Genomic DNA, 17,533 nt, shown 5'->3' on the forward strand with positions numbered 1-17,533 from the left:
CGCGACAGGCGCAAGACTTCACGAAGCCGGAAACCGGCCGCGCGTTGCCAGTCGGGGAAGTGAAAGGCTATCGACGGTGGCGAAGCTGGTCCGCCGCGGCCGCCGCGACGATGACCAGGCCCACGGCGACACGTTGCCAATAGGTACCGACGCCGGCGAGGTTCAGCACGTTGCCCAGCAGCACCATGATGAAGACGCCCACCACGCTGTTGAACAGCTTGCCCTCGCCTCCCTTGAGAGCCGCGCCGCCCAGCACCACCGCGGCGATCGCCGTCAACTCGTAGAATTCGCCGGCGGTCGGCTGGCCCGATTGCAGCCGGGCGGCGAGCAGGAATCCCGCCAGGCCCGCAAGGGTTCCGCAAATGGCGAAGGCGGCGATCTTCACGCGATGCACACGAATGCCGCATATCGACGCCGCCTGTTCGTTGCTGCCCACGGCGAAGACCCGGAACCCAATGGTGTGCAGCGGGCGCAGGCGCGGCCCTACCCGGTTGGCATGGCCCGCTTGCAGCGAAAAGCCCATCCCCCGGTTCTGCAGACTGATGCCGGTGCCAGGCACCACGACGCCGGACCCGAAGCCTTCGTAGTTGGATTGGATGAACGACACCATCATGCCGTCCGCATCCGCGGCGGCGAGGTAGACGGTGCCGCCTTGCCGCGGGGCGCCGGCCCCGAAGTCCCCGGCGCGACGCGGATCGATCAACGCGGCGCGGGCGTCGAGATACGCCTCGCTCAGCAGCGCGCGCGGATCGATGGCCATGGACTCGGGATCGCCCACGAAGGCCTCGACATCGGCAAAGGCCAGCTTCATGGCCTCGATCTGCAGGTGCAGCGCGTCGACGCCGTCGACGTCATGGCGGCGCAGGTCGTGCCGCTCCAGGATGCCCAGTGCGATGAGGGTGGCGATGCCCTGCGTATTCGGCGGGATCTCGTGCACGTCGACGTCGGCGATGCGCTGGGACAGCGTTCCGCACCACTGCGCCCGGTGCGAGGCCAGGTCGTCCATCGTCATGGCGCCGCCATGCCGCGCGGCGTGCGCAACCAGGGCCTCGCCCAGAGCGCCGCGGTACAACGCCTCGCCTCGGGTGGCGGCGATCGCCTCCAGGGTGGCAGCCAGCGGCGCATTGCGGAAGATCTCGCCAGGCGCGGGCGCGCGCCCGCCTGGCAGGAAGGCTTCGGCAAAACCGGGCTGGTCCGCGTAGTTGGGAGCGATCCGCTGCCACAAGGCCCCGATGATGGGGCTGACGGCGAACCCGTACCGGGCGTAGTCCACGGCGGGTTCGAACAATTGCTCGAATGGAAGCTTGCCGAATCGACGGCACAGCTCAACCCAGGACGAGACCGCGCCGGGAACGGTGACGCTGTCCCAGCCGCGCCGCGGCATGGCCTGCGCACCGGCGAAACGCGCCGGGTCCCACATGGCCGGCGCCCGGCCGCTGGCGTTCAGGCCGTGAAGCCGGGCTCCGTCCCAGACCACGGCAAAGGCATCGCTGCCCACGCCGTTGGCGGTGGGCTCGACCACCGTGGAGGCGATCGCGGCGGCCACCGCGGCATCCACCGCATTGCCTCCTTGCAGCATCATGCGCAGGCCTGCCTGGGCCGCCAACGGCTGCGAGGCGCAGACGACGCGCCGGGCCAGCACCGGCGACCGTTGCGACGGATAGGGCTGGGAGTAATCCATGGCCATGGCGGATCCGCGCGTCAGGCCAGGGCTTGCGAAACAGGGGTGACCCAGTGGCCGAAACGTTCGTTGCGGCCGCGGACCGCATCGAAGTAGAGCGATTGCAACTGCCGGGTGAGCGGCCCAGGGGTGCCGCTGCCGATGGGCCGGTCGTCGAGCGCGACGACCGGCGTGACTTCCGCCCCGGTGCCGACGAAGAACGCCTCGTCCGCGATGTACATGGAATCGCGCGTGAAAAACTCCTCGCGCACCACGAGGCCCTGGCTGCGGGCCAGCTGGATGATGGAATCTCGGGTGATGCCGTCGAGGATGTATGTCAGCGGCGGCGTGATCAGCTGGCCGTCGCGCACGATGAAGACGTTCTCCACCGAGCCCTCGGCCACGTGGCCCTGGGCGTCGAGCAACAGCGCTTCATCGTAGCCTCCGCGCAAGGCATCGGTCCGCGCCATCTGGAACAGCATGTAGTTGCCGCAGGCCTTGGCCTTGGACATGTTCGAATTGACGTGATGCCGCGTGTAGGACGAGGTCTTGACTCGGGTACCCTGCTCGAGCTTGCCCTGCCCCAGGTACTCGCCCCAGAACCAGACGGCGATGCCCACGTTCACCCGGCAGCCGCTGTAGTTCAGGCCCATGCCGCCGTAGCCGATGTAGGCGACCGGACGCAGATAGCATTGAGCATGGCCGCTGGCGGCGACGGTTTCGCGGCAGGCCTCGATGATGGCGTCACGGCTGTAGGGGATGTCCAGCCCGATGATCTTGGCTGAATTGAAGAGTCGGTCTATGTGCGCATGGAGCCGGAAGATCGCCGTCCCGTGCTCGCCCTCATAGGCGCGTATGCCTTCGAAGACCCCGAAACCGTACTGGAAGCTGTTGCTGACGAAATGGACCGACGCGTCGGCCCAGTCGACCAGCTTGCCGTCGATCCAGATGGGTGAACCCTGCTCTTCCATGACCGCCTCCTCCCGGAGAACGCCCCACGCGCCTGCGCCGTGCGGCAAACAAGGCCGACCAAAGGACTGCTCGGAAACTACTTGATGGGCGAAATCTTCAGGTTGCGCAGCATGCGCTGGAGGGTGGTCCGCAGCACCTCCAGGTCGGCGGGCGGAACGTCGTGGACCGACCATTCGTACTGCGCCGACACCGCCGGCAGCATGGCATCGAGAAGGTCGCGCCCCGCTTCCGTAATGGAGATCATGACGGCCCGGCCGTCGTCGTCGTCCTGTTCGACCGTGACCAGTCCTTGGGCTTCCATCCGCCCGATGGTGCGGCTGAGGGTGGACGACTCGATCAAGGTCAGTTCGATGAGATCGCGCATGCGGGCGTGATCGCGACGCGTGAGGGCGATCAGCACACGGTACACGCTGGCCGTCTGATTGAAGGGCCGCAAGGCTTCGGTCAGGCTGATGGCGAGACGTTCCGACACCTGCCGCAGCAGATAGGCGGTTTTCTTTTCGCTGCGCCGATCGTTGAAGGCGTCGAGTTCGTCTTCTACTGGATCGACCGGTTTCCGCTTGGGGGAACGCATCGAGCTGGGAGCCATGGCCATTGATCGCGACACGGTTTCGATGGCGTATTAAGGCACAAATAAATCTGCATGTGCAAGTATTTTTACATCTATATTTTATGATTCTTTTGCATCAAACTACGGACCAAGGGCGCGGCCGCCGCCCTTGGGCGTGGCCCGCCGCTTTACCGGGATCGGCAGTCAGTGCATTGCCAAAGAAAGCTACTGGCGCGCCGGCGCGGTCGGAACACGGCCGTCCACATCGGTGAACCCGTATTCCTTCGCAAGTTCTGCGACCAGAAGAAGCTGGCCGCTTTTCTGCATCACGTTCACGTCCGCCGCCAGCGCCGCGACGGCCCTGCCGGCGAACTCCGCCGATTCGCCGTGTTCCAGGATGCGCTTGGCAAGAGCCTCGGGCACGCGGTCCGGCTGGGCGAGGAACTTCTCGCTCTTGATGAAGCCAGGCCAGATCACCACCGAAGCCACATTGAAGGGCCGCAAGTCATGCGCCATGTCGAGCGCCAGCTTGTTCACGCCCGCCTTCTGCACGCCGAAGGGAACGTTGAAGGTGTAGCGCACCGCGCCGCCCGACGAAGTATTCACGATGAGGCCTCGTTTCCTGGCGACCATGTGAGGTGCCACCAGGCGGCTCGTCACATAGTGGGAGCGCAGGCCCACGCGCATCAGCATTTCCCAGATATCGTCGTCGAGTTCCCAGAACGGCTTGTTGACCGGCATCTGGGCAGGAGCGGCGAAGACATTGTTCACGAGCACGTCGATGCGGCCGTCCTGCTCGTCGAGCACGCGATCGATGGCTTGCTTGACGCTGCCATCGTCCGCGTGGTCGCACACGACACCTATGGCTCGCCCGCCCCGGCGCTCGATCTCGTCGATCGTCTCCTCCAGCGAACCCGGCCATTGGGAACCGCCGCGCGCGAGGGTACGCCCGGTTACGTAGACGGTGGCCCCGGCTTCGCCAAGCGCGAGGGCGACACCCTTGCCCACGCCTCGGCTGCCCCCCGTAACCAGCGCAATGGAGCCGTCCAAAGGACGTGGAGTGATCGAGTCGTTCAATTTGCAGTTCCTCTTGTATTGGATGAGCTCAAATCTTGCGCCGGGCCATCGTCCTTCGCATGCGTAGCCGGCGAACGCCCGGGGCGATGTACACCGACGCAAGCATCACGGTGCCGTAGATGACGCCGGTCCACTCTTGCGAGACTCTTTCCGCCAGGTCGGGCACGAATACGAGGAACGCAGCCGCCACGAAGCTTCCGGACGCGTAGCGGGGGCCGGAAATGGCTACGCCTACCAGCAGGAAGAGCGAGAGAAAGACATTGAAGCTGTCGGGCGAAACGAAACCGCTGACGGCCGCACTCAAGGCTCCCGCCGCGCCGACCATGGCCGAACTGACGGCGAACGCGACAGCCTTCCACTTCGGCACGTCGACGCCCATCGCCGTGGCTGCGGTAGGCTGGTCCCTCAAGGACATCCAGGCCAGGCCGCATGGGCCTTTCAGCAGCCTGTCGGCCGCCACGAAGATGAGCCCGCACCATAAGGCCGCCAGGAGAAGAAGCCACTGATCCGCCGACATGAAGATCAGCGGGGATTCCGCCGGATCCAGGCTCAGGCCGCTCACGCCGCCGGTCCATCCCTCGAACGCGGAATGCTTGAGCAACTGCGGCAAGGCGAGCGCCAGCGCAAAGGTTGCCAGCGCCAGGTAGGGCCCCGCAAGCCTCACCGCGGGCAGTCCGAACAGGAAGCCGGCGAGTCCGGTAACGAGCGCCGCGACCGGCACGGTCGCCACTCCCGGCGCCCAGCCATGGGTGCTCAGGACGCCTGCCGTATAGGCGCCGACGGCGAAGAACGCGCCGTGCCCGAGGGAAACCTGTCCGCTGGCCCCGACCAGGAGCTGCATGCTGCGCACCGCGATCGCGAAGACGAGCAGCGTCGAGACCTTGAATGCCCAGTAGCCGTGCAGCCCCATGGCCGTGATCACAACGGCAATCACGAGCAGGGGAACGAGCAGCCGGTCGACCCTGTCCGCCAGAGGGCGTCGGATATGCACGGACGGTCTCGCAAGTGTGTCGATCGTGCTCATACGCGTCGGATGATGCGGCTGCCGAAGAGCCCTTGAGGCCGGAGAACCAGGATGGAGAACATGGCGACCAGTGCGATGGTCAGCTTCAGTTCGTTGCCTGTCACGAAGGCGCCGAGCAGGTTCTCGCCCACGCCGATCGCCAGGCCCCCGACGATGGCCCCGACGGGACTGTCCACCCCGCCGAGCACCGCCGCGGCAAAGCCGTAGATCATGATCCCGCTCATCATGTGGGGTTCCAGAAAGACGATGGGCGCCGCAAGCAGGCCCGCGATGGCGCCGATGACGCCCGCGAGCCCCCAACCCATCATCAGGATGCGGCGCACGTTGATGCCGGAGAGCTCGCTAGACAACGGCTGCATGGCCACAGCCCGCATGGCGAGTCCCAGGTTCGTGGTCTTGAAAAACACCGTCATGCCCGCGAGCACGAGCACCGTCACGGCGATGGTGCCGATGGCGTGCGGCGAGAGGGATCCCTGTCCGAGCCCCTCGAGCACCGCGAACGGGCTCGGGAAGGTCTCGCTGTGATGGCCGAAGACAAGACCGATGACGGCCGAGATGGTGATCATGAGCGCGATGAAGACCGTCACTACGGCCAGGATGGGTGCATTGTGCAGAGGCCTGAGCAGTACGCGTTCCACGAGCGCTCCCGAGAGGAACCCGAAGGCGATCGCCGCGAAGGCGGCAACCCAGTACGGCAGTCCGGCGTGGATCAGCGCAGCCGCAACATAGGTGGAAAGCAGCGCCATCTCGCCCTGGGCGAAGTTCACGTGATTGGTCGCGCGATAGATCATTACGAGCGCCAGCGCCAGCATCGCATAAAGACAGCCGTTGACCAGACCCGCGGCCACTTGCTGAGTCAGCTCATTCATGTCGACTCCTGCTGAAGTCCAAGGTAGGCGGCGCGAACCCGGGGGTCGCCCCGCAATGAATTGGCGTCGCCCGCGATCGCTACGCGTCCCACCTCGAGAACGCAGGCCGAATCGGCGATCTCGAGCGCGAGGCGGGCGTTCTGCTCGACAAGCAGTATGCCGAGCCGGGCCTCCTGCTTGATTTCGCGCAGCATGTCGAAAATCTGCTTCACCACCAGCGGCGCCAGCCCGAACGACGGCTCGTCCAGCATGAGCAGCCGCGGCCTGAGCATCAGGGCGCGGGCGATGGCGAGCATTTGCTGCTCGCCTCCGCTGAGCAGGCCGGCCATCGACCGCCTGTATCCGGACAGTTTCGGAAAGAGCTCGTACATGCGGCCCATGTCCTCGCGGACTCCGGTGCGGTCGCGGCGCGAGATGGCGCCCACCATCAGGTTTTCCTCGACGGTCAGCGCCGGAAAAGTGCCTCGGCCGTCGGGCACATGGGCGACCCCGAGCCGTGCGATGGCATCGGTCGACATGCCGTCGATACGGCGGCCCTCCAGTTCGATGCTGCCCTTGAAGGTCACCATCGCCCCGCTGATCGCGCGCAGCAATGTGGTCTTGCCTGCGCCATTTGCCCCCAGCAGCGTCGTCACGCCCCCCATCGGGATCTCGAGCGAGACGTCGTGCAGCACCGCATGCGAGCGATAGGCCGCCCGCAAGCCGGACACCCTGAGCAGCGCGCTCATGAGCCGCTCCCGAGGTAAGCGCAGATGACGGCCTCGTCGCTGGCGACGAGCTCGGGCGTACCATCCGCGATCTTCTTGCCGAACTCCAGCACCACCACCTGGTCCGAGACGCGCATCACCAGGTTCATGTGATGCTCGATCAGCAGGACCGACACGCGCATCGCGTCGCGGACCTCGCGGATCCAGCTCGCGAGCTCGACGACTTCCTCGTGGTTCAGCCCGCAAGCGGGTTCGTCGAGCAGGAGGAGCCGAGGCGACATGGCCAGCGCCCGGGCCAGCTCGACGCGCTTTCTCGTTCCGAAGGGAAGGTCGGCCACGATCTCGTCGGCAAGGTCCGCGAGACGGGTCTGGGCCATCAGCTCGTCGACACGCCGGCTTACCCGGCGGCGGTCCTCGCGCGCCGCGCGAGTCATGAAGATCGAGGAGAGGTAGCGGCCGCCGAAATCGCCGAAGCAGCCCGCCTCGACGTTCTTGCGGACGCTCAGGCGGTCGAAAAGGGCGACGTTCTGGAACGTGCGCGCGATGCCAGCCGAACCTACCCGATGCGCGGGCATGCGAGTGATGTCGGCGCCGGCGAAGCGGATGGTGCCTTCGCTGGGCTCGTAGATCCTGCTGAGACAGTTGAAGAGACTGGTCTTGCCGGCGCCGTTGGGCCCGATGATCCCGCAGATGGAATCCGGGGCGACGTCGAAGGAGACCGAATCGAGCGCCGTCACGCCGCCGAAGCGCAGGCTCAGGTCGCGTACGGCCAGCAGAGGCTGGCTTGCGCCAGCCTGCGTTGGAGTCTGAGCAGTCATAGTCAGGCGAGCGGTACCCAGAGCTTGCCGTCGAAGCGCTGCAGCCGCAACTGGCGAATCGTCTGGTAGTTGGTGGCGGACGTGCTGACCGTGATGCCGGGTATCAGGTGAGGCAGCGCCACCTCCTGCAGTGACGTGGCCTCTTTCATGATGCGGGCCGATGTCAGATCGTCGCCGCAACGGCGCAGCACTTCGGTCATCAGCACCGCCATGCTGTAGCCCGCGAAGTTGAGCTGCTCCGTCGTGTCGCCCTCGGGGTAATACTTCTTCATGAAGGCCAGCCACTTCCTGTATTCGGCGTCGTCCTCCCACTCGGGATCGCCCGCCGTCTTGCTCGGGGTGGAGGAGACGAGGCCGATGCACTTCTCCAGCCCCGCCACGCGCAGGACCGTCGGTATGAAGTTGCTCGCGATGGGCAGGATGTGCAGCGGCTGCCAGCCCAGGTCGCTTACCTTCCGTATGGCCTGGATGGTGAACTTCGGCGTCGTGACGTTCATGAAGACGTCCGCCTTCGAAGCCGCTAGGCTGATGACCTGCGATTCGATCGTCGGCGCGGTGACTTCATAGGCTGCGACGGCAGCCACCGCGACCTTGCTGCCGAGTTGCCGGAGACGCTCTTTGAAGGCGGCAAGATACTCCTTGCCGAAATCGTCGTTCTGGTAGAGCACGGCCACCTTGGCCGCGGGCTTTACCCGGTGGACGTACTCGGCATAGGCCGAGGCTTCCAGCGAGAAAGTCGGCAGGCCAGGCAGGGTATAGGGGTAGTTCTGCGGATCGGCGAAGCGATCGCTGCCCGCATAGACGAAGAGCTGCGGGATCTTGCGGCTATTCAGGTACTTCTGAACCGCCGCGTTCTGGGCGGTGCCCATGCTGGAAAACATGGCCAGCACCCGCTCCCGCTCGACGAGGTTGCGAGTCTGCTCGACAGCCTTGGCGGGATTGTAATTATCGTCCAGCGAAATGAGACGGACGCTGCGGCCATTGACGCCGCCGGCCTCGTTGAGCATCGTGAAGTAGCGGGACTGCACCTTGCCTACGGGACTGAGCGCGGACAGCGGTCCGCTATAGGGCATGGTCTGCCCCAGCCTGATCTCGCCTTTGAACTGCCGGACGGCTTGCTGGCCCCATGCGGGCCCGGCACAGACCAGGGGCGCCATTGCGAGTTGAAGCAGCCGGCGACGCTTCGGCGCCGGCGCGAGGATGCTGCCCATGCTTGTCTCCTATACCCGGGCACTCGAAGTTGCCCAACTTTTTTCTTCGAAATAATTATCTTCCTTGAAAGATATATAGTCAAGACAAGGCGAGCGCCGGCGCCACACGGCTACATTTTCGCGATCAATTTGCGAAAGCACGCATCGACCGACTCCAGTTCCTCGCGGGAGACGCCGCTTGCCGCGACGATCTTGGCGAGCGTGGCGCCTATGCGCGTGATGGCCGCATCGGCGATGCGCCGCCCGGCCGCGGTCAGGCGGACGAGTTCCGAGCGCCGGTCGTCCTCGGCCGCTACCCGCTCGATAAGCCCGGCACCCTTCAGCCTGTCCAGCCGCTTCGTAATGGCGCCGGACGTAATCAGCAATTGCCGGAAAAGGTCGGTCGGGCGCATGGCCCTGGCCGACCCGTTGCGCCGCAAGGCAAGCAATACGTGGAGCTCGCCGACATTGACTCCTGCCTCCTTTGCTATGGCGCCGACGCGCTGCTCATGCAGGACGTGCGCATACTCGATGCGGAGGAAGAAGCCCGCGAGCCAGAAATCGATGTCGGGGCGCTCCACCGCCCAGCTTTCGGAAATGCGATCCAGCCGGCTTGGCCGCAGTTCTCCCATGCGCCGCTCGCTGGCCGAATGCAGCGCTCCCTCGGCGCCGGGCCGCTGCGAGGCGGGCAGGACGCCCCGGTGCCAGGCGGCCAGCGCCTTGAGCGCCTGCTCGTAGGTGAGGGAATGAGGCGAGGGCTTGCCCGATTCGTGGCTGCGTCCCAGCCGGGTCTGCTTGTACTTGCCGTTGCCGACGAACTTGCGCCCATACCACGTCGAACTTCGCGCCCCCTTGTAGTAGCCAAGGTAGACGCCGGGCTCCACGAGTTCCCAATAGGGCTTGGCGCTGGCTCGCAGCGCCGCCCTCGCGGAAGCCGAGTCGAGCCGGGGAGGGATTTGTTCCGAGGTTTCCATGCGGCGAATCTTACCAAACAGACCAAACTTTTCCAAATTCCATCGATGGCCGCGCAACGCGTTTGTCGAGCACGATTTTTACCTAACTTACCCAATAAAAATTTCATGCACTACTTCATTGATTCATGTGCTTCCTTGACTTTTTATCTTCTCTGGAAGATTATTTCCGAACTACCGACTACAACTCATTCGTGAGGAGACGTATGACTACTCGAGAAGAAAACGAGTTGCTGACCCGCGTCGAGAACGGCGCCGCCATGGGCCGCATGCTTCGGCAGCTCTATTGGGTTCCCGCGGTGCTCTCGTCGCGCCTGGAAGCGGACGGCGCGCCCGTGCGCGTGAAGCTGTTCGGCGACCGCTTCGTCGCCTACCGCTCGACCGACGGCCGCGTTGGCTTTCTCAACGAAGGCTGTCCGCACCGCGGTGTGTCGCTCGCCCTGGCCAGGAACGAAGACAATGCCCTGCGCTGCATCTTTCACGGATGGAAGATCTCCATTACAGGCGAAGTGCTCGAGGTTCCCAACGAGGTCTCGAACCCCGAATGCTTCAGGAAAACCGTGCCCGTCAAGCGCTACCCCGCGGTCGAAGGCGCGGGCCTGGTCTGGGTCTGGCTTGGAACCGGGGACGCGCCGCCGGCGCCCAATTTCGAATGGATGAACCTGCCGCCGGAACAGGCATACGCATGCGGGCTGGAACTCAATTCGAACTGGGTCCAGGGTGTCGAGGCGACGATCGACTCGTCGCACATCGCCATCCTGCACCAGAGCCACCTGTCGAACTCGGCATCCGACATGGCGGCCACGCGCATCAACACCGCGGTGCGCTACCAGTTCGAGGATACGTCCTACGGCTTCCGGGCCGCCGCCCTGCGCGAAGGCGCATCCGGCGAATGCGTGGCGCGGGTGACGGAGTTCATCATGCCCTACTACGGGCTGATCCCGCCCATCAACACCGGCAAGAGCCAGGACCGGACCGTGATCATCGCGGTGCCCGTGGACGATACCCATCTCATCCAGTGGTACATCTTCTACAACACCGAAAGGCCTCTCGACTCGATCAAGCGCACGCAACGCGCGGACACCTGGCCCATGGCCGGCGGCATCGTCGATTCGGCCGACCAGATCTGGGGCCAGAACCGCCGCCTGATGAAGCACGGCAATCACACCGGCTATACCGACATCGTGGTCGAGGACTTCGTCACCCAGGTCAGCATGGGGCCGATCGTGGATCGCTCGGAAGAATACCTGTGCTCGGCCGACCAGGCCATCGTACGGTTCCGCCGCCAGCTCCTGCAGGCAGTGCGCGCATTCGAGGCGGGCGACATCCCGCGGAGCGCCCGGCCCGAGGCGCGCGACTATTCGCAGATCACGGCCACCGGCGGCCGCATGGCGTCGATCGACGATGATTGGCGCGTCCTGCCGCGGTGAACCATGAGCACGGTCGACGATTCCAGTACGTGGGAGACCGCCTGCCCGCTCGACGCGGTGCGCGAGGGAACGCCCAGGGGCCTGAAGCTCAAGGGGATTCCCGTGGCGCTCTACAAGATCGAAGGCGCGGTATATGCGACACACGACGTCTGCACCCACGCCTATGCGCATCTCTCGGACGGCTACATCGAGGGGCATACGATCGAATGTCCGCTGCACGGCGCCATCTACGACATCCGCGACGGCAAGTGCCTTGCCGTCGCGGCCAGCGACCTGAAGACCTATCCGGTCAAGATCGAAGGGGACACGGTCAGCGTGCTGCTGCCGCGGGCCGAGGGAGGCAGCGGTGGATGAGGCACGCACGACGATAGCCATCCTCGGCGGCGGCCACGCGGGGGCGGCCGCCATGCTTCGGCTGCGGCAACTGAACTACCTCGGCAAGATCGTGCTCGTCTCGGACGAAGGGGCTCCACCCTACGACCGCCCCGGCCTTTCCAAGGAGTACCTGCTCGGCGAGGTCGAGACGCCCAGGCCGCTGTTCGCGGATACCCTGCCCAACGAGCGCGTGCTCGTGTCGACACGCGCGCTCGGCATCGAACTTGCCGGCCGGGTGGTGCGCACCGATAAAGAGGACATTCGCTACGACCGGCTGCTCGTCGCCACCGGCGCCGACGCACGGCGCTTGAACGTTCCCGGCGCGCATCTTCCAGGCATCCACACGCTGCGCACTTCCGCCGACGCCGCGCGAATAGCCGATAGCCTCGCCCATTGCGTCTCGACACGGCGGCCCTTGCTCATTGTCGGAGGGAGCTGGATCGGGCTGGAGGTGGCCGCGGCGGCGCGCCGGCGCGGCGTGGATGTCGTGCTGCTGGAACAAGGCGAGCGCCTGTGCCAGCGTACGGTACCCGCATCGGTGGCGGCGCGCCTTCATGCGATGCACGAAAAGAACGGCGTGCGGCTCAGGATGGCGGCCCAGGTGGCAGCGTTCGAGGGGGCCGCGAGAGTCAGCCATGCACGGTTGGCCGACGGCACGACGCTCGAGGTCGGGGCGGTCGTCGTGGGCATAGGCGTCCTGCCGAACCTCGGCGTTGCCCGGGAGGCCGGGCTTCATATCCGGCAGGGCATCGTCATCGATGCCCTGGGCAGGACTTCGGACCCACATGTCTACGCCGCGGGAGACGTCGCCGAAGTCCCCTGCCGCTGGCAGGCCAGACCCGTCCGCTACGAATCATGGTCGGCCGCGAACACCCAGGCCCGCACCGCCGCCGAAAGCATGCTGCACGACCTGGGCCGCGCCGATCTTTCGCCTCTATCCGCGCCCGAGGTGCCCTGGTTCTGGTCCGACCAGTACGGCAAGACGCTGCGATTGGCGGGCAGCCCGCTTACGTCCACGGAGTCCAAGCTCCTCCGCGACGACGAGGAAGGCTTCCTCGAGGGCTTCTTCAGCGACGGCCGCCTCGTCGGCATCGCCGCGCTCGGGCATGCGCGCGAGTTCCGAAACCTGCGAAGCGGCATCGAGCCGCGCGCAAGCTGACCGTCGCCGCAGGCGACCCACGATCTCCACCACAAACGAGAGGAGCATGAAATGACGTCTTCCACCCTTCCCACCCGCATTCTTGGCTTCGACACGGCCGCTGTCGATTGGATCGCCCTGGCACCGGGCGCCTGGTATAAGCCCGTGCGCTTCGCGGCCAACGGCGAAGCCTGGGTCAGCCTCGTCAAGCTCGCCCCGGGCGCCTCGGTTCCGCGCCACCGCCACGTGGGCGCGGTCCAGGGCTTCAACCTGCAAGGACGCGGCAGGTTCGTGGAGGACGGCGTGGTCACGACGCCGGGAACCTTCACCTTCGAACCGGCGGGCACGGTCGATACGCTCGTCGCCGAGGGCGATGAAGAACTGGTCATTTTCTTCATCGTCGATGGCCCTGTGGAATTCCTGTCGGCCGATGGCGACATCGTGCGGCGCGAGACCCAGGCGACGAAGATCCGCAGCTTCGAAGAGAATGTGCAGGCCGCGGAGGAGATCAACGTGGTTCGCGCCTGAGTTTCTTCCGCGTTCATTCGATCGTAATGTTCGCCGCCTTGATCAGTTTCGCGTACTTGGCGTGCTCGGCGCGCACGTAGGCGGCGAAGGCCTCGGGCGCCGTTGCCTTGCCCACGAACGATTGTTCGCTCAGCACCTGTTTGACCCGCGGCGAGTCGATCGCCTTGCGCACGGCCTCGTGCAACGTGCCGACCACGTCGGCCGGCAGTTTCGCAGGACCCCAGAGCCCGTACCACGACACCATCTCGAATCCCGGCAGTCCCGACTCGGCCACCGTGGGCACGTCCGGCAGCGCGGGCAGGCGCTGCGCGCTGGTGACGGCCAGCGCCTTGGTGCGGCCGGCCTTGACCGGCGGCAACGATGACGGCACGGCATCGATGACGGCGCTGATGTGGCCTCCCATCAGATCGGTCAGCGCCGGCCCGGTCCCCTTGTACAGCACGATGGGAACGTCGGCCTTGGCCTCGTAGCTGATGGCGGCCTCCGCCAGGTGGCTGGCCGAGCCCGCGGCGGATGCGCCGAAGAAGTGCTTGCCGGGCTGCTGGCGCGCGAGGTCGATGAACTCGCGCAGGTTCCTGGCGGGCACGGCGGGGTTCGCGGTCACCAGCAGCGGCACTTCGCCCAGGTTGGTGATCGGCGTGAAGTCCTTGTTGATGTCGTAGGGCAGGCTCTTCAGGAGCAGGGGGCTGGCGGCGAAGGTGGACGCGTTCACCAGCAGCGTGTAGCCGTCGGCCGGCGCGCGGGCGACGGCTTCGCTGCCTATGGAGCCGCTGGCGCCGGCACGGTTCTCGACCACGAAGGTCTGGCCGAGCTGCTGCCCGAGGCTGTCCGCGAATACACGCGCGACGGCGTCCACCGTGCCGCCGGGCGGATAGGGAACGATGACGCGCACCGGACGATGCGGATAGGATTGCGCGCCGGCGGCCATGGCGGCGGCGCACGCCAGCATGCCGGCAAGGTAGCGAAGAAGGGCTTTCAAGTCTGTCTCCTTATCATGTCATTGCGGGGGAAGCGGAACTACCGGTGCTCGAAGATCCGCAGGGTGTCCTCGACCAGGTCGCGTTCGATGTCGCGCGTGATGAACACGATGCGGCTGCGGCGGTCGGCGTCGGGCCATGCGGGCAGGAAGGCATGCGGGTGGAAGACGTGCTGCACGCCGTGGATGACGACCGGCGTGCCGGGATGCTCGGCCACGTCGAGAATGCCCTTGACGCGCAGCAGGTCGGGGCCGCACAGGCTGGCCAGCATCGCCAGCCAGCGCTGCACGCCGGCCCATGAGACCGGCGTGTCGCGGGTGACGACGTAGGCGCGGATGTGCTCGCCGTGGCGCGTGCGGTCGTGGCCGTCGTGCTCGTGGGCCGACGCGGCGCTCCCGCCGTGATCATCATGCCCATGGGCGTGGTGCGCCTGCCCGCCCGATTCATAGGCCTCGGCACGCAGCCATTGCCGCAGGTCGCGGGCCGGGCCGCCTCGCGTGCCGTCCACCCATGCGACCGGATCGGCCAGCGCCTGGCTTGCGCGGTCAAGGGCCGCGCCGGGATTCAGGCCCCGCAGGCGCGCAAGCAATGTTTCCGTTGCCCGGGACGGCACCAGGTCGGTCTTGGTCAGCACCAGCCGGTCCGCGACCGCCACCTGCTTGACCGCTTCGGCGTGGCGATCGAGCGTGCCGCCGCCGTTGCAGGCATCGACCGTCGTCACCACCTGCGCGAGGCGATAGCGCGCGGTCACCGCCGGCTCGCTCATCAGCGTATGGAGGATGGGCGCGGGATCGGCGAGTCCGGTGGTCTCGATCACCACGCGGCGCAGCGCCGGCCCGTGGAGCGAAAGGCGCTCGTCCAAGCGGCCGAATGCCTCCACCAGGTCGCCGCGGATGGTGCAGCAGATGCAGCCGTTGGCCAGCAGCACCATGTCTTCGCTGCTCTGCTCGAGCAAATGGTGGTCGAGCCCGACCTCGCCGAACTCGTTGACGATGACGGCAGTGTCCCGCAAGGCGGGCAGCGCCAGCAGTCGATTGAGCAGCGTGGTCTTGCCGCTGCCCAGGAAGCCTGTCAGGACCGTCACCGGCACGCGGCCGTCGTCCTGGTCCAAAGTGGTCATGGCATCGCTCCGGTCTGTGTCGCCCGCGCGCCGCCGTGCAGGCGCGCAAAGGAAGCCAGGGTGCGCGAGAGCCGCGCCAGCAGCCATCCGGCGGCGGCGTCCGGCACCGCCGATGCCGGATCGGACAGGACCGCCAGCACGCCCGCCAGCCCGCCGCCAGCCTCGGACGCGGCGTGCCGGTCCAGCAGCGCCAGCGCCTCGTTCTCCTGCAGCCGGGCGGCCTCGGCGCGCAGGTAGTCGACGATGTCGCGCTCGAAATCCTGCAGCCGGACCACAACGCCGCCGATCCCGCAGGAGCAGGCGCCGCCGCCCATGGCGACGTGCTGCAGCGCCAGCTCGTTCCACAGGCGTCCCAGGTCGGCCGCCTGCCGGACAGCCGCTTCAGCCGGCACGGGCACGCTCGCGCAGGGCCGCGGTGGCCGCGGCGTCCACCGTGCCGGCGGCGGTCAGCGCCACGCCATACTTGTCGCGCGCCGCCTCGACGCTTACATAGCCCTCGCGCACGTCATCGGCCACGGCCTCGGGATCGCGCCCGAGCGGATCGCCGAAACCGCCGCCGCCGCCCGACAGCATCTTGTAGGCATCGCCCCGTTCCAGGCGCACGTTGAAGATCTTGGCGTTGGGCATGCTGTCGTCCCATTCGCCCTGCTTGCGGATGGCGATGCCGTTGCCGGCGGCCTCGTGGCCGCCTTCCAGCCCCCATGGCTTGCAATGCATGCGATCGATGCGCGTGGTGACGGCGAAGGGCGAGAGGGCCTGCACCACCATCTCGGCGCCCAGTCCGCCGCGATACGTACCCGCGCCGCCGCTGTCGGTGCGGATGGCGTAGCGTTCGACCAGGACCGGGTACTTCGCCTCCAGTTGCTCGGTGGGGCTGTTGTGCGTGTCGCCATCGTTGATGCACACCGTGACCGACACGCCGTCCTCGCGCGACTTCGCGCCCCAGCCGCCGCCCAGCGGGCCGATGCCGACGATGAACAGGCGGCCGTCCTCGGGCGATATGCCGTGGATGTTGGGGAACACCAGGTCGGCGTGATGGCCGGCGATGACCCGGTCCGGAATGGCGGGCGCAAGCGCCTTGAATATGGTGTCGATGACGGTCATCGGGAAGGTCATCCAGACCCGCATGGGAAAGGGGCGCTCGGCGCTGATCACGGTGCCCATGGGCATCACGACCTTCAATGGGCGGAAGCTCCCGTCGTTGACGGGATAGTCGGTGGGCGTGGTCAGGCACTTGAAGGCCACCTGGGCGCAGGCGATGCCCGTGGTGAAGCCCGAGTTGTAGAACCCGCGCACCTGCCGGCTCACGTCCGAAAGGTCGATGGTCATCTCGTCGCCCCGCTTGATCACCTTGACGCGGATCGGGATGCGCCGGCCCACGTCCACGCCGTCGTCGTCCATGTAGGACTCGGCCTCGTAGGTGCCGTCCGGAATGCTGAGCGTGTTCTGGCGCGCGACCGCCTCGGACTGGTCCATGATCCGCGCGATCGACGCATGCACCGCGTCGACGCCGTAGCGCTGGACCAGCTCCAGGAACCGCCGCTCGCCGGTGGTGATGGCGGTGATCTGGGCGCGCAGGTCGCCCAGCGCGCGCTCGGGCAGGCGCACGTTCATCGCGATGATGTCGACCAGGTCCTGGTTGACGACGCCCGCGCGGCGGTACTTGACGATCGGGATCTGTATCCCTTCGGAGAATATGTCGGTCGTGACCTGGCCCAGCGTGCCGCCCACGTCCAGCCAGTGCGCCATGCAGCAGGTGAAGGCGACGATGCGGCCCTCGTGGAACACCGGCATCGTGAAGGTGAAGTGATTCAGGTGGCTGCCGGTGACGTAGGCGTCGTTGGTGACGAGGATGTCGCCCGGCTGGATGTTCTCCAGGCCGAAATGGCGGATCTTGGCCTTGACGGTCTCGGACATCCCGCGGATGAACATGGGCAGGCCCAGGCCGATCGATACCGTATCGCCCTCGGGCGTGAACAGGCCGACGGTGAAATCCAGCGCCTCGTAGATGATGAGGTTGTACGCGGTCCTCATCAGGTTGGTCTTCATTTCTTCGGTGACGGCCAGGAGGCCGTTGCGGATGATCTCCACGGTCACCGGATCGACCGTGTCTTGGTTCATGTCTCG

At 66.3% G+C, this 17,533-nt stretch carries 18 protein-coding genes; 4 read left to right on the forward strand and 14 right to left on the reverse strand.

Annotation, left to right across the window (positions count from 1 at the left end):
* Window positions 1–67 precede the first annotated feature (67 nt).
* The 10 genes from CDO44_RS22745 to CDO44_RS22790 all read right to left on the reverse strand — a co-directional run bounded on the left by CDO44_RS22745 (window position 68) and on the right by CDO44_RS22790 (window position 9,841).
* A complete protein-coding gene (locus CDO44_RS22745; RefSeq protein WP_087782539.1) occupies window positions 68–1,687 on the reverse strand; it encodes a gamma-glutamyltransferase in 1,620 nt (539 codons plus the stop codon).
* 14 nt (window positions 1,688–1,701) lie between these two features.
* A complete protein-coding gene (locus CDO44_RS22750) occupies window positions 1,702–2,631 on the reverse strand; it encodes a branched-chain amino acid transaminase (protein ID WP_087782540.1) in 930 nt (309 codons plus the stop codon).
* A gap of 77 nt (window positions 2,632–2,708) precedes the next feature.
* Complete coding sequence (locus tag CDO44_RS22755) at window positions 2,709–3,206, reverse strand: MarR family winged helix-turn-helix transcriptional regulator (RefSeq protein WP_158213393.1); 498 nt, start codon at window positions 3,204–3,206, stop codon at window positions 2,709–2,711.
* Window positions 3,207–3,407: 201 nt separating this feature from the next.
* Complete coding sequence (locus tag CDO44_RS22760; protein ID WP_087782542.1) at window positions 3,408–4,259, reverse strand: SDR family NAD(P)-dependent oxidoreductase; 852 nt, start codon at window positions 4,257–4,259, stop codon at window positions 3,408–3,410.
* Between the two features lie 28 nt (window positions 4,260–4,287).
* Window positions 4,288–5,250, reverse strand: coding sequence for a branched-chain amino acid ABC transporter permease (locus CDO44_RS22765; protein ID WP_233146316.1), 963 nt, complete (start codon window positions 5,248–5,250; stop codon window positions 4,288–4,290).
* Between the two features lie 29 nt (window positions 5,251–5,279).
* Entirely contained in the window at window positions 5,280–6,152 is an 873-nt protein-coding gene (locus tag CDO44_RS22770; RefSeq protein ID WP_087782544.1) for a branched-chain amino acid ABC transporter permease, read from the reverse strand.
* The gene (locus CDO44_RS22775) at window positions 6,149–6,880 is read right to left on the reverse strand and encodes an ABC transporter ATP-binding protein (protein WP_087782545.1); all 732 of its coding nucleotides are present in this window, start codon (window positions 6,878–6,880) and stop codon (window positions 6,149–6,151) included. Before CDO44_RS22775 ends, CDO44_RS22770 begins: the two co-directional genes overlap by 4 nt.
* Entirely contained in the window at window positions 6,877–7,677 is an 801-nt protein-coding gene (locus CDO44_RS22780) for an ABC transporter ATP-binding protein (protein ID WP_087782546.1), read from the reverse strand. Before CDO44_RS22780 ends, CDO44_RS22775 begins: the two co-directional genes overlap by 4 nt.
* A 2-nt stretch (window positions 7,678–7,679) precedes the next feature.
* Entirely contained in the window at window positions 7,680–8,888 is a 1,209-nt protein-coding gene (locus tag CDO44_RS22785; RefSeq protein ID WP_233146317.1) for an ABC transporter substrate-binding protein, read from the reverse strand.
* A gap of 110 nt (window positions 8,889–8,998) precedes the next feature.
* The gene (locus CDO44_RS22790) at window positions 8,999–9,841 is read right to left on the reverse strand and encodes a MarR family winged helix-turn-helix transcriptional regulator (protein ID WP_087782547.1); all 843 of its coding nucleotides are present in this window, start codon (window positions 9,839–9,841) and stop codon (window positions 8,999–9,001) included.
* A gap of 203 nt (window positions 9,842–10,044) precedes the next feature.
* On the opposite strand from CDO44_RS22790, the gene CDO44_RS22795 reads away from it, so the two are divergent.
* The 4 genes from CDO44_RS22795 to CDO44_RS22810 are packed head-to-tail and all read left to right on the forward strand — an operon-like array spanning window position 10,045 to window position 13,309.
* Complete coding sequence (locus CDO44_RS22795; RefSeq protein WP_087782548.1) at window positions 10,045–11,268, forward strand: Rieske 2Fe-2S domain-containing protein; 1,224 nt, start codon at window positions 10,045–10,047, stop codon at window positions 11,266–11,268.
* Between the two features lie 3 nt (window positions 11,269–11,271).
* Window positions 11,272–11,622, forward strand: a complete 351-nt coding sequence (locus CDO44_RS22800; protein ID WP_087782549.1) for a non-heme iron oxygenase ferredoxin subunit — start codon at window positions 11,272–11,274, stop codon at window positions 11,620–11,622.
* On the forward strand, window positions 11,615–12,802 hold the full coding sequence (locus CDO44_RS22805) for an NAD(P)/FAD-dependent oxidoreductase (RefSeq protein WP_087782550.1): 1,188 nt from the start codon (window positions 11,615–11,617) through the stop codon (window positions 12,800–12,802). Before CDO44_RS22800 ends, CDO44_RS22805 begins: the two co-directional genes overlap by 8 nt.
* A 51-nt stretch (window positions 12,803–12,853) precedes the next feature.
* Window positions 12,854–13,309: a 2,4'-dihydroxyacetophenone dioxygenase family protein gene (locus CDO44_RS22810; RefSeq protein ID WP_087782551.1), complete on the forward strand. Its 456-nt coding sequence runs from the start codon at window positions 12,854–12,856 to the stop codon at window positions 13,307–13,309.
* Window positions 13,310–13,322: 13 nt separating this feature from the next.
* Here the strand turns inward: CDO44_RS22810 and CDO44_RS22815 are convergent, their stop codons facing one another.
* Genes CDO44_RS22815 through CDO44_RS22830 form a run of 4 tightly spaced genes read right to left on the reverse strand, consistent with a single transcriptional unit; the run spans window position 13,323 to window position 17,527 of the window.
* Window positions 13,323–14,288: a tripartite tricarboxylate transporter substrate binding protein gene (locus tag CDO44_RS22815; protein ID WP_233146318.1), complete on the reverse strand. Its 966-nt coding sequence runs from the start codon at window positions 14,286–14,288 to the stop codon at window positions 13,323–13,325.
* 38 nt (window positions 14,289–14,326) lie between these two features.
* Complete coding sequence (locus CDO44_RS22820; protein WP_087782552.1) at window positions 14,327–15,406, reverse strand: GTP-binding protein; 1,080 nt, start codon at window positions 15,404–15,406, stop codon at window positions 14,327–14,329.
* Window positions 15,403–15,798, reverse strand: a complete 396-nt coding sequence (locus tag CDO44_RS22825) for a hypothetical protein (RefSeq protein WP_233146319.1) — start codon at window positions 15,796–15,798, stop codon at window positions 15,403–15,405. The genes CDO44_RS22820 and CDO44_RS22825 overlap by 4 nt, the downstream gene beginning before the upstream one ends.
* On the reverse strand, window positions 15,788–17,527 hold the full coding sequence (locus CDO44_RS22830; protein WP_087783074.1) for a hydantoinase B/oxoprolinase family protein: 1,740 nt from the start codon (window positions 17,525–17,527) through the stop codon (window positions 15,788–15,790). Before CDO44_RS22830 ends, CDO44_RS22825 begins: the two co-directional genes overlap by 11 nt.
* Between the last annotated feature and the right edge of the window lie 6 nt (window positions 17,528–17,533).

The organism is Pigmentiphaga sp. NML080357 (assembly GCF_002188465.1).
Lineage (GTDB): Bacteria > Pseudomonadota > Gammaproteobacteria > Burkholderiales > Burkholderiaceae_B > Pigmentiphaga.

Coding starts and splice junctions, on each gene's coding strand:
- CDO44_RS22755 (WP_158213393.1), bottom strand. CDS start 3,206: ATGCGTTCCCCCAAGCGGAAACCGGTCGATCCAGTAGAAGACGAACTC.
- CDO44_RS22770 (WP_087782544.1), bottom strand. CDS start 6,152: ATGAATGAGCTGACTCAGCAAGTGGCCGCGGGTCTGGTCAACGGCTGT.
- CDO44_RS22820 (WP_087782552.1), bottom strand. CDS start 15,406: ATGACCACTTTGGACCAGGACGACGGCCGCGTGCCGGTGACGGTCCTG.
- CDO44_RS22830 (WP_087783074.1), bottom strand. CDS start 17,527: ATGAACCAAGACACGGTCGATCCGGTGACCGTGGAGATCATCCGCAAC.
- CDO44_RS22785 (WP_233146317.1), bottom strand. CDS start 8,888: ATGGGCAGCATCCTCGCGCCGGCGCCGAAGCGTCGCCGGCTGCTTCAA.
- CDO44_RS22800 (WP_087782549.1), top strand. CDS start 11,272: ATGAGCACGGTCGACGATTCCAGTACGTGGGAGACCGCCTGCCCGCTC.
- CDO44_RS22745 (WP_087782539.1), bottom strand. CDS start 1,687: ATGGCCATGGATTACTCCCAGCCCTATCCGTCGCAACGGTCGCCGGTG.
- CDO44_RS22810 (WP_087782551.1), top strand. CDS start 12,854: ATGACGTCTTCCACCCTTCCCACCCGCATTCTTGGCTTCGACACGGCC.
- CDO44_RS22775 (WP_087782545.1), bottom strand. CDS start 6,880: ATGAGCGCGCTGCTCAGGGTGTCCGGCTTGCGGGCGGCCTATCGCTCG.
- CDO44_RS22780 (WP_087782546.1), bottom strand. CDS start 7,677: ATGACTGCTCAGACTCCAACGCAGGCTGGCGCAAGCCAGCCTCTGCTG.
- CDO44_RS22795 (WP_087782548.1), top strand. CDS start 10,045: ATGACTACTCGAGAAGAAAACGAGTTGCTGACCCGCGTCGAGAACGGC.
- CDO44_RS22750 (WP_087782540.1), bottom strand. CDS start 2,631: ATGGAAGAGCAGGGTTCACCCATCTGGATCGACGGCAAGCTGGTCGAC.
- CDO44_RS22790 (WP_087782547.1), bottom strand. CDS start 9,841: ATGGAAACCTCGGAACAAATCCCTCCCCGGCTCGACTCGGCTTCCGCG.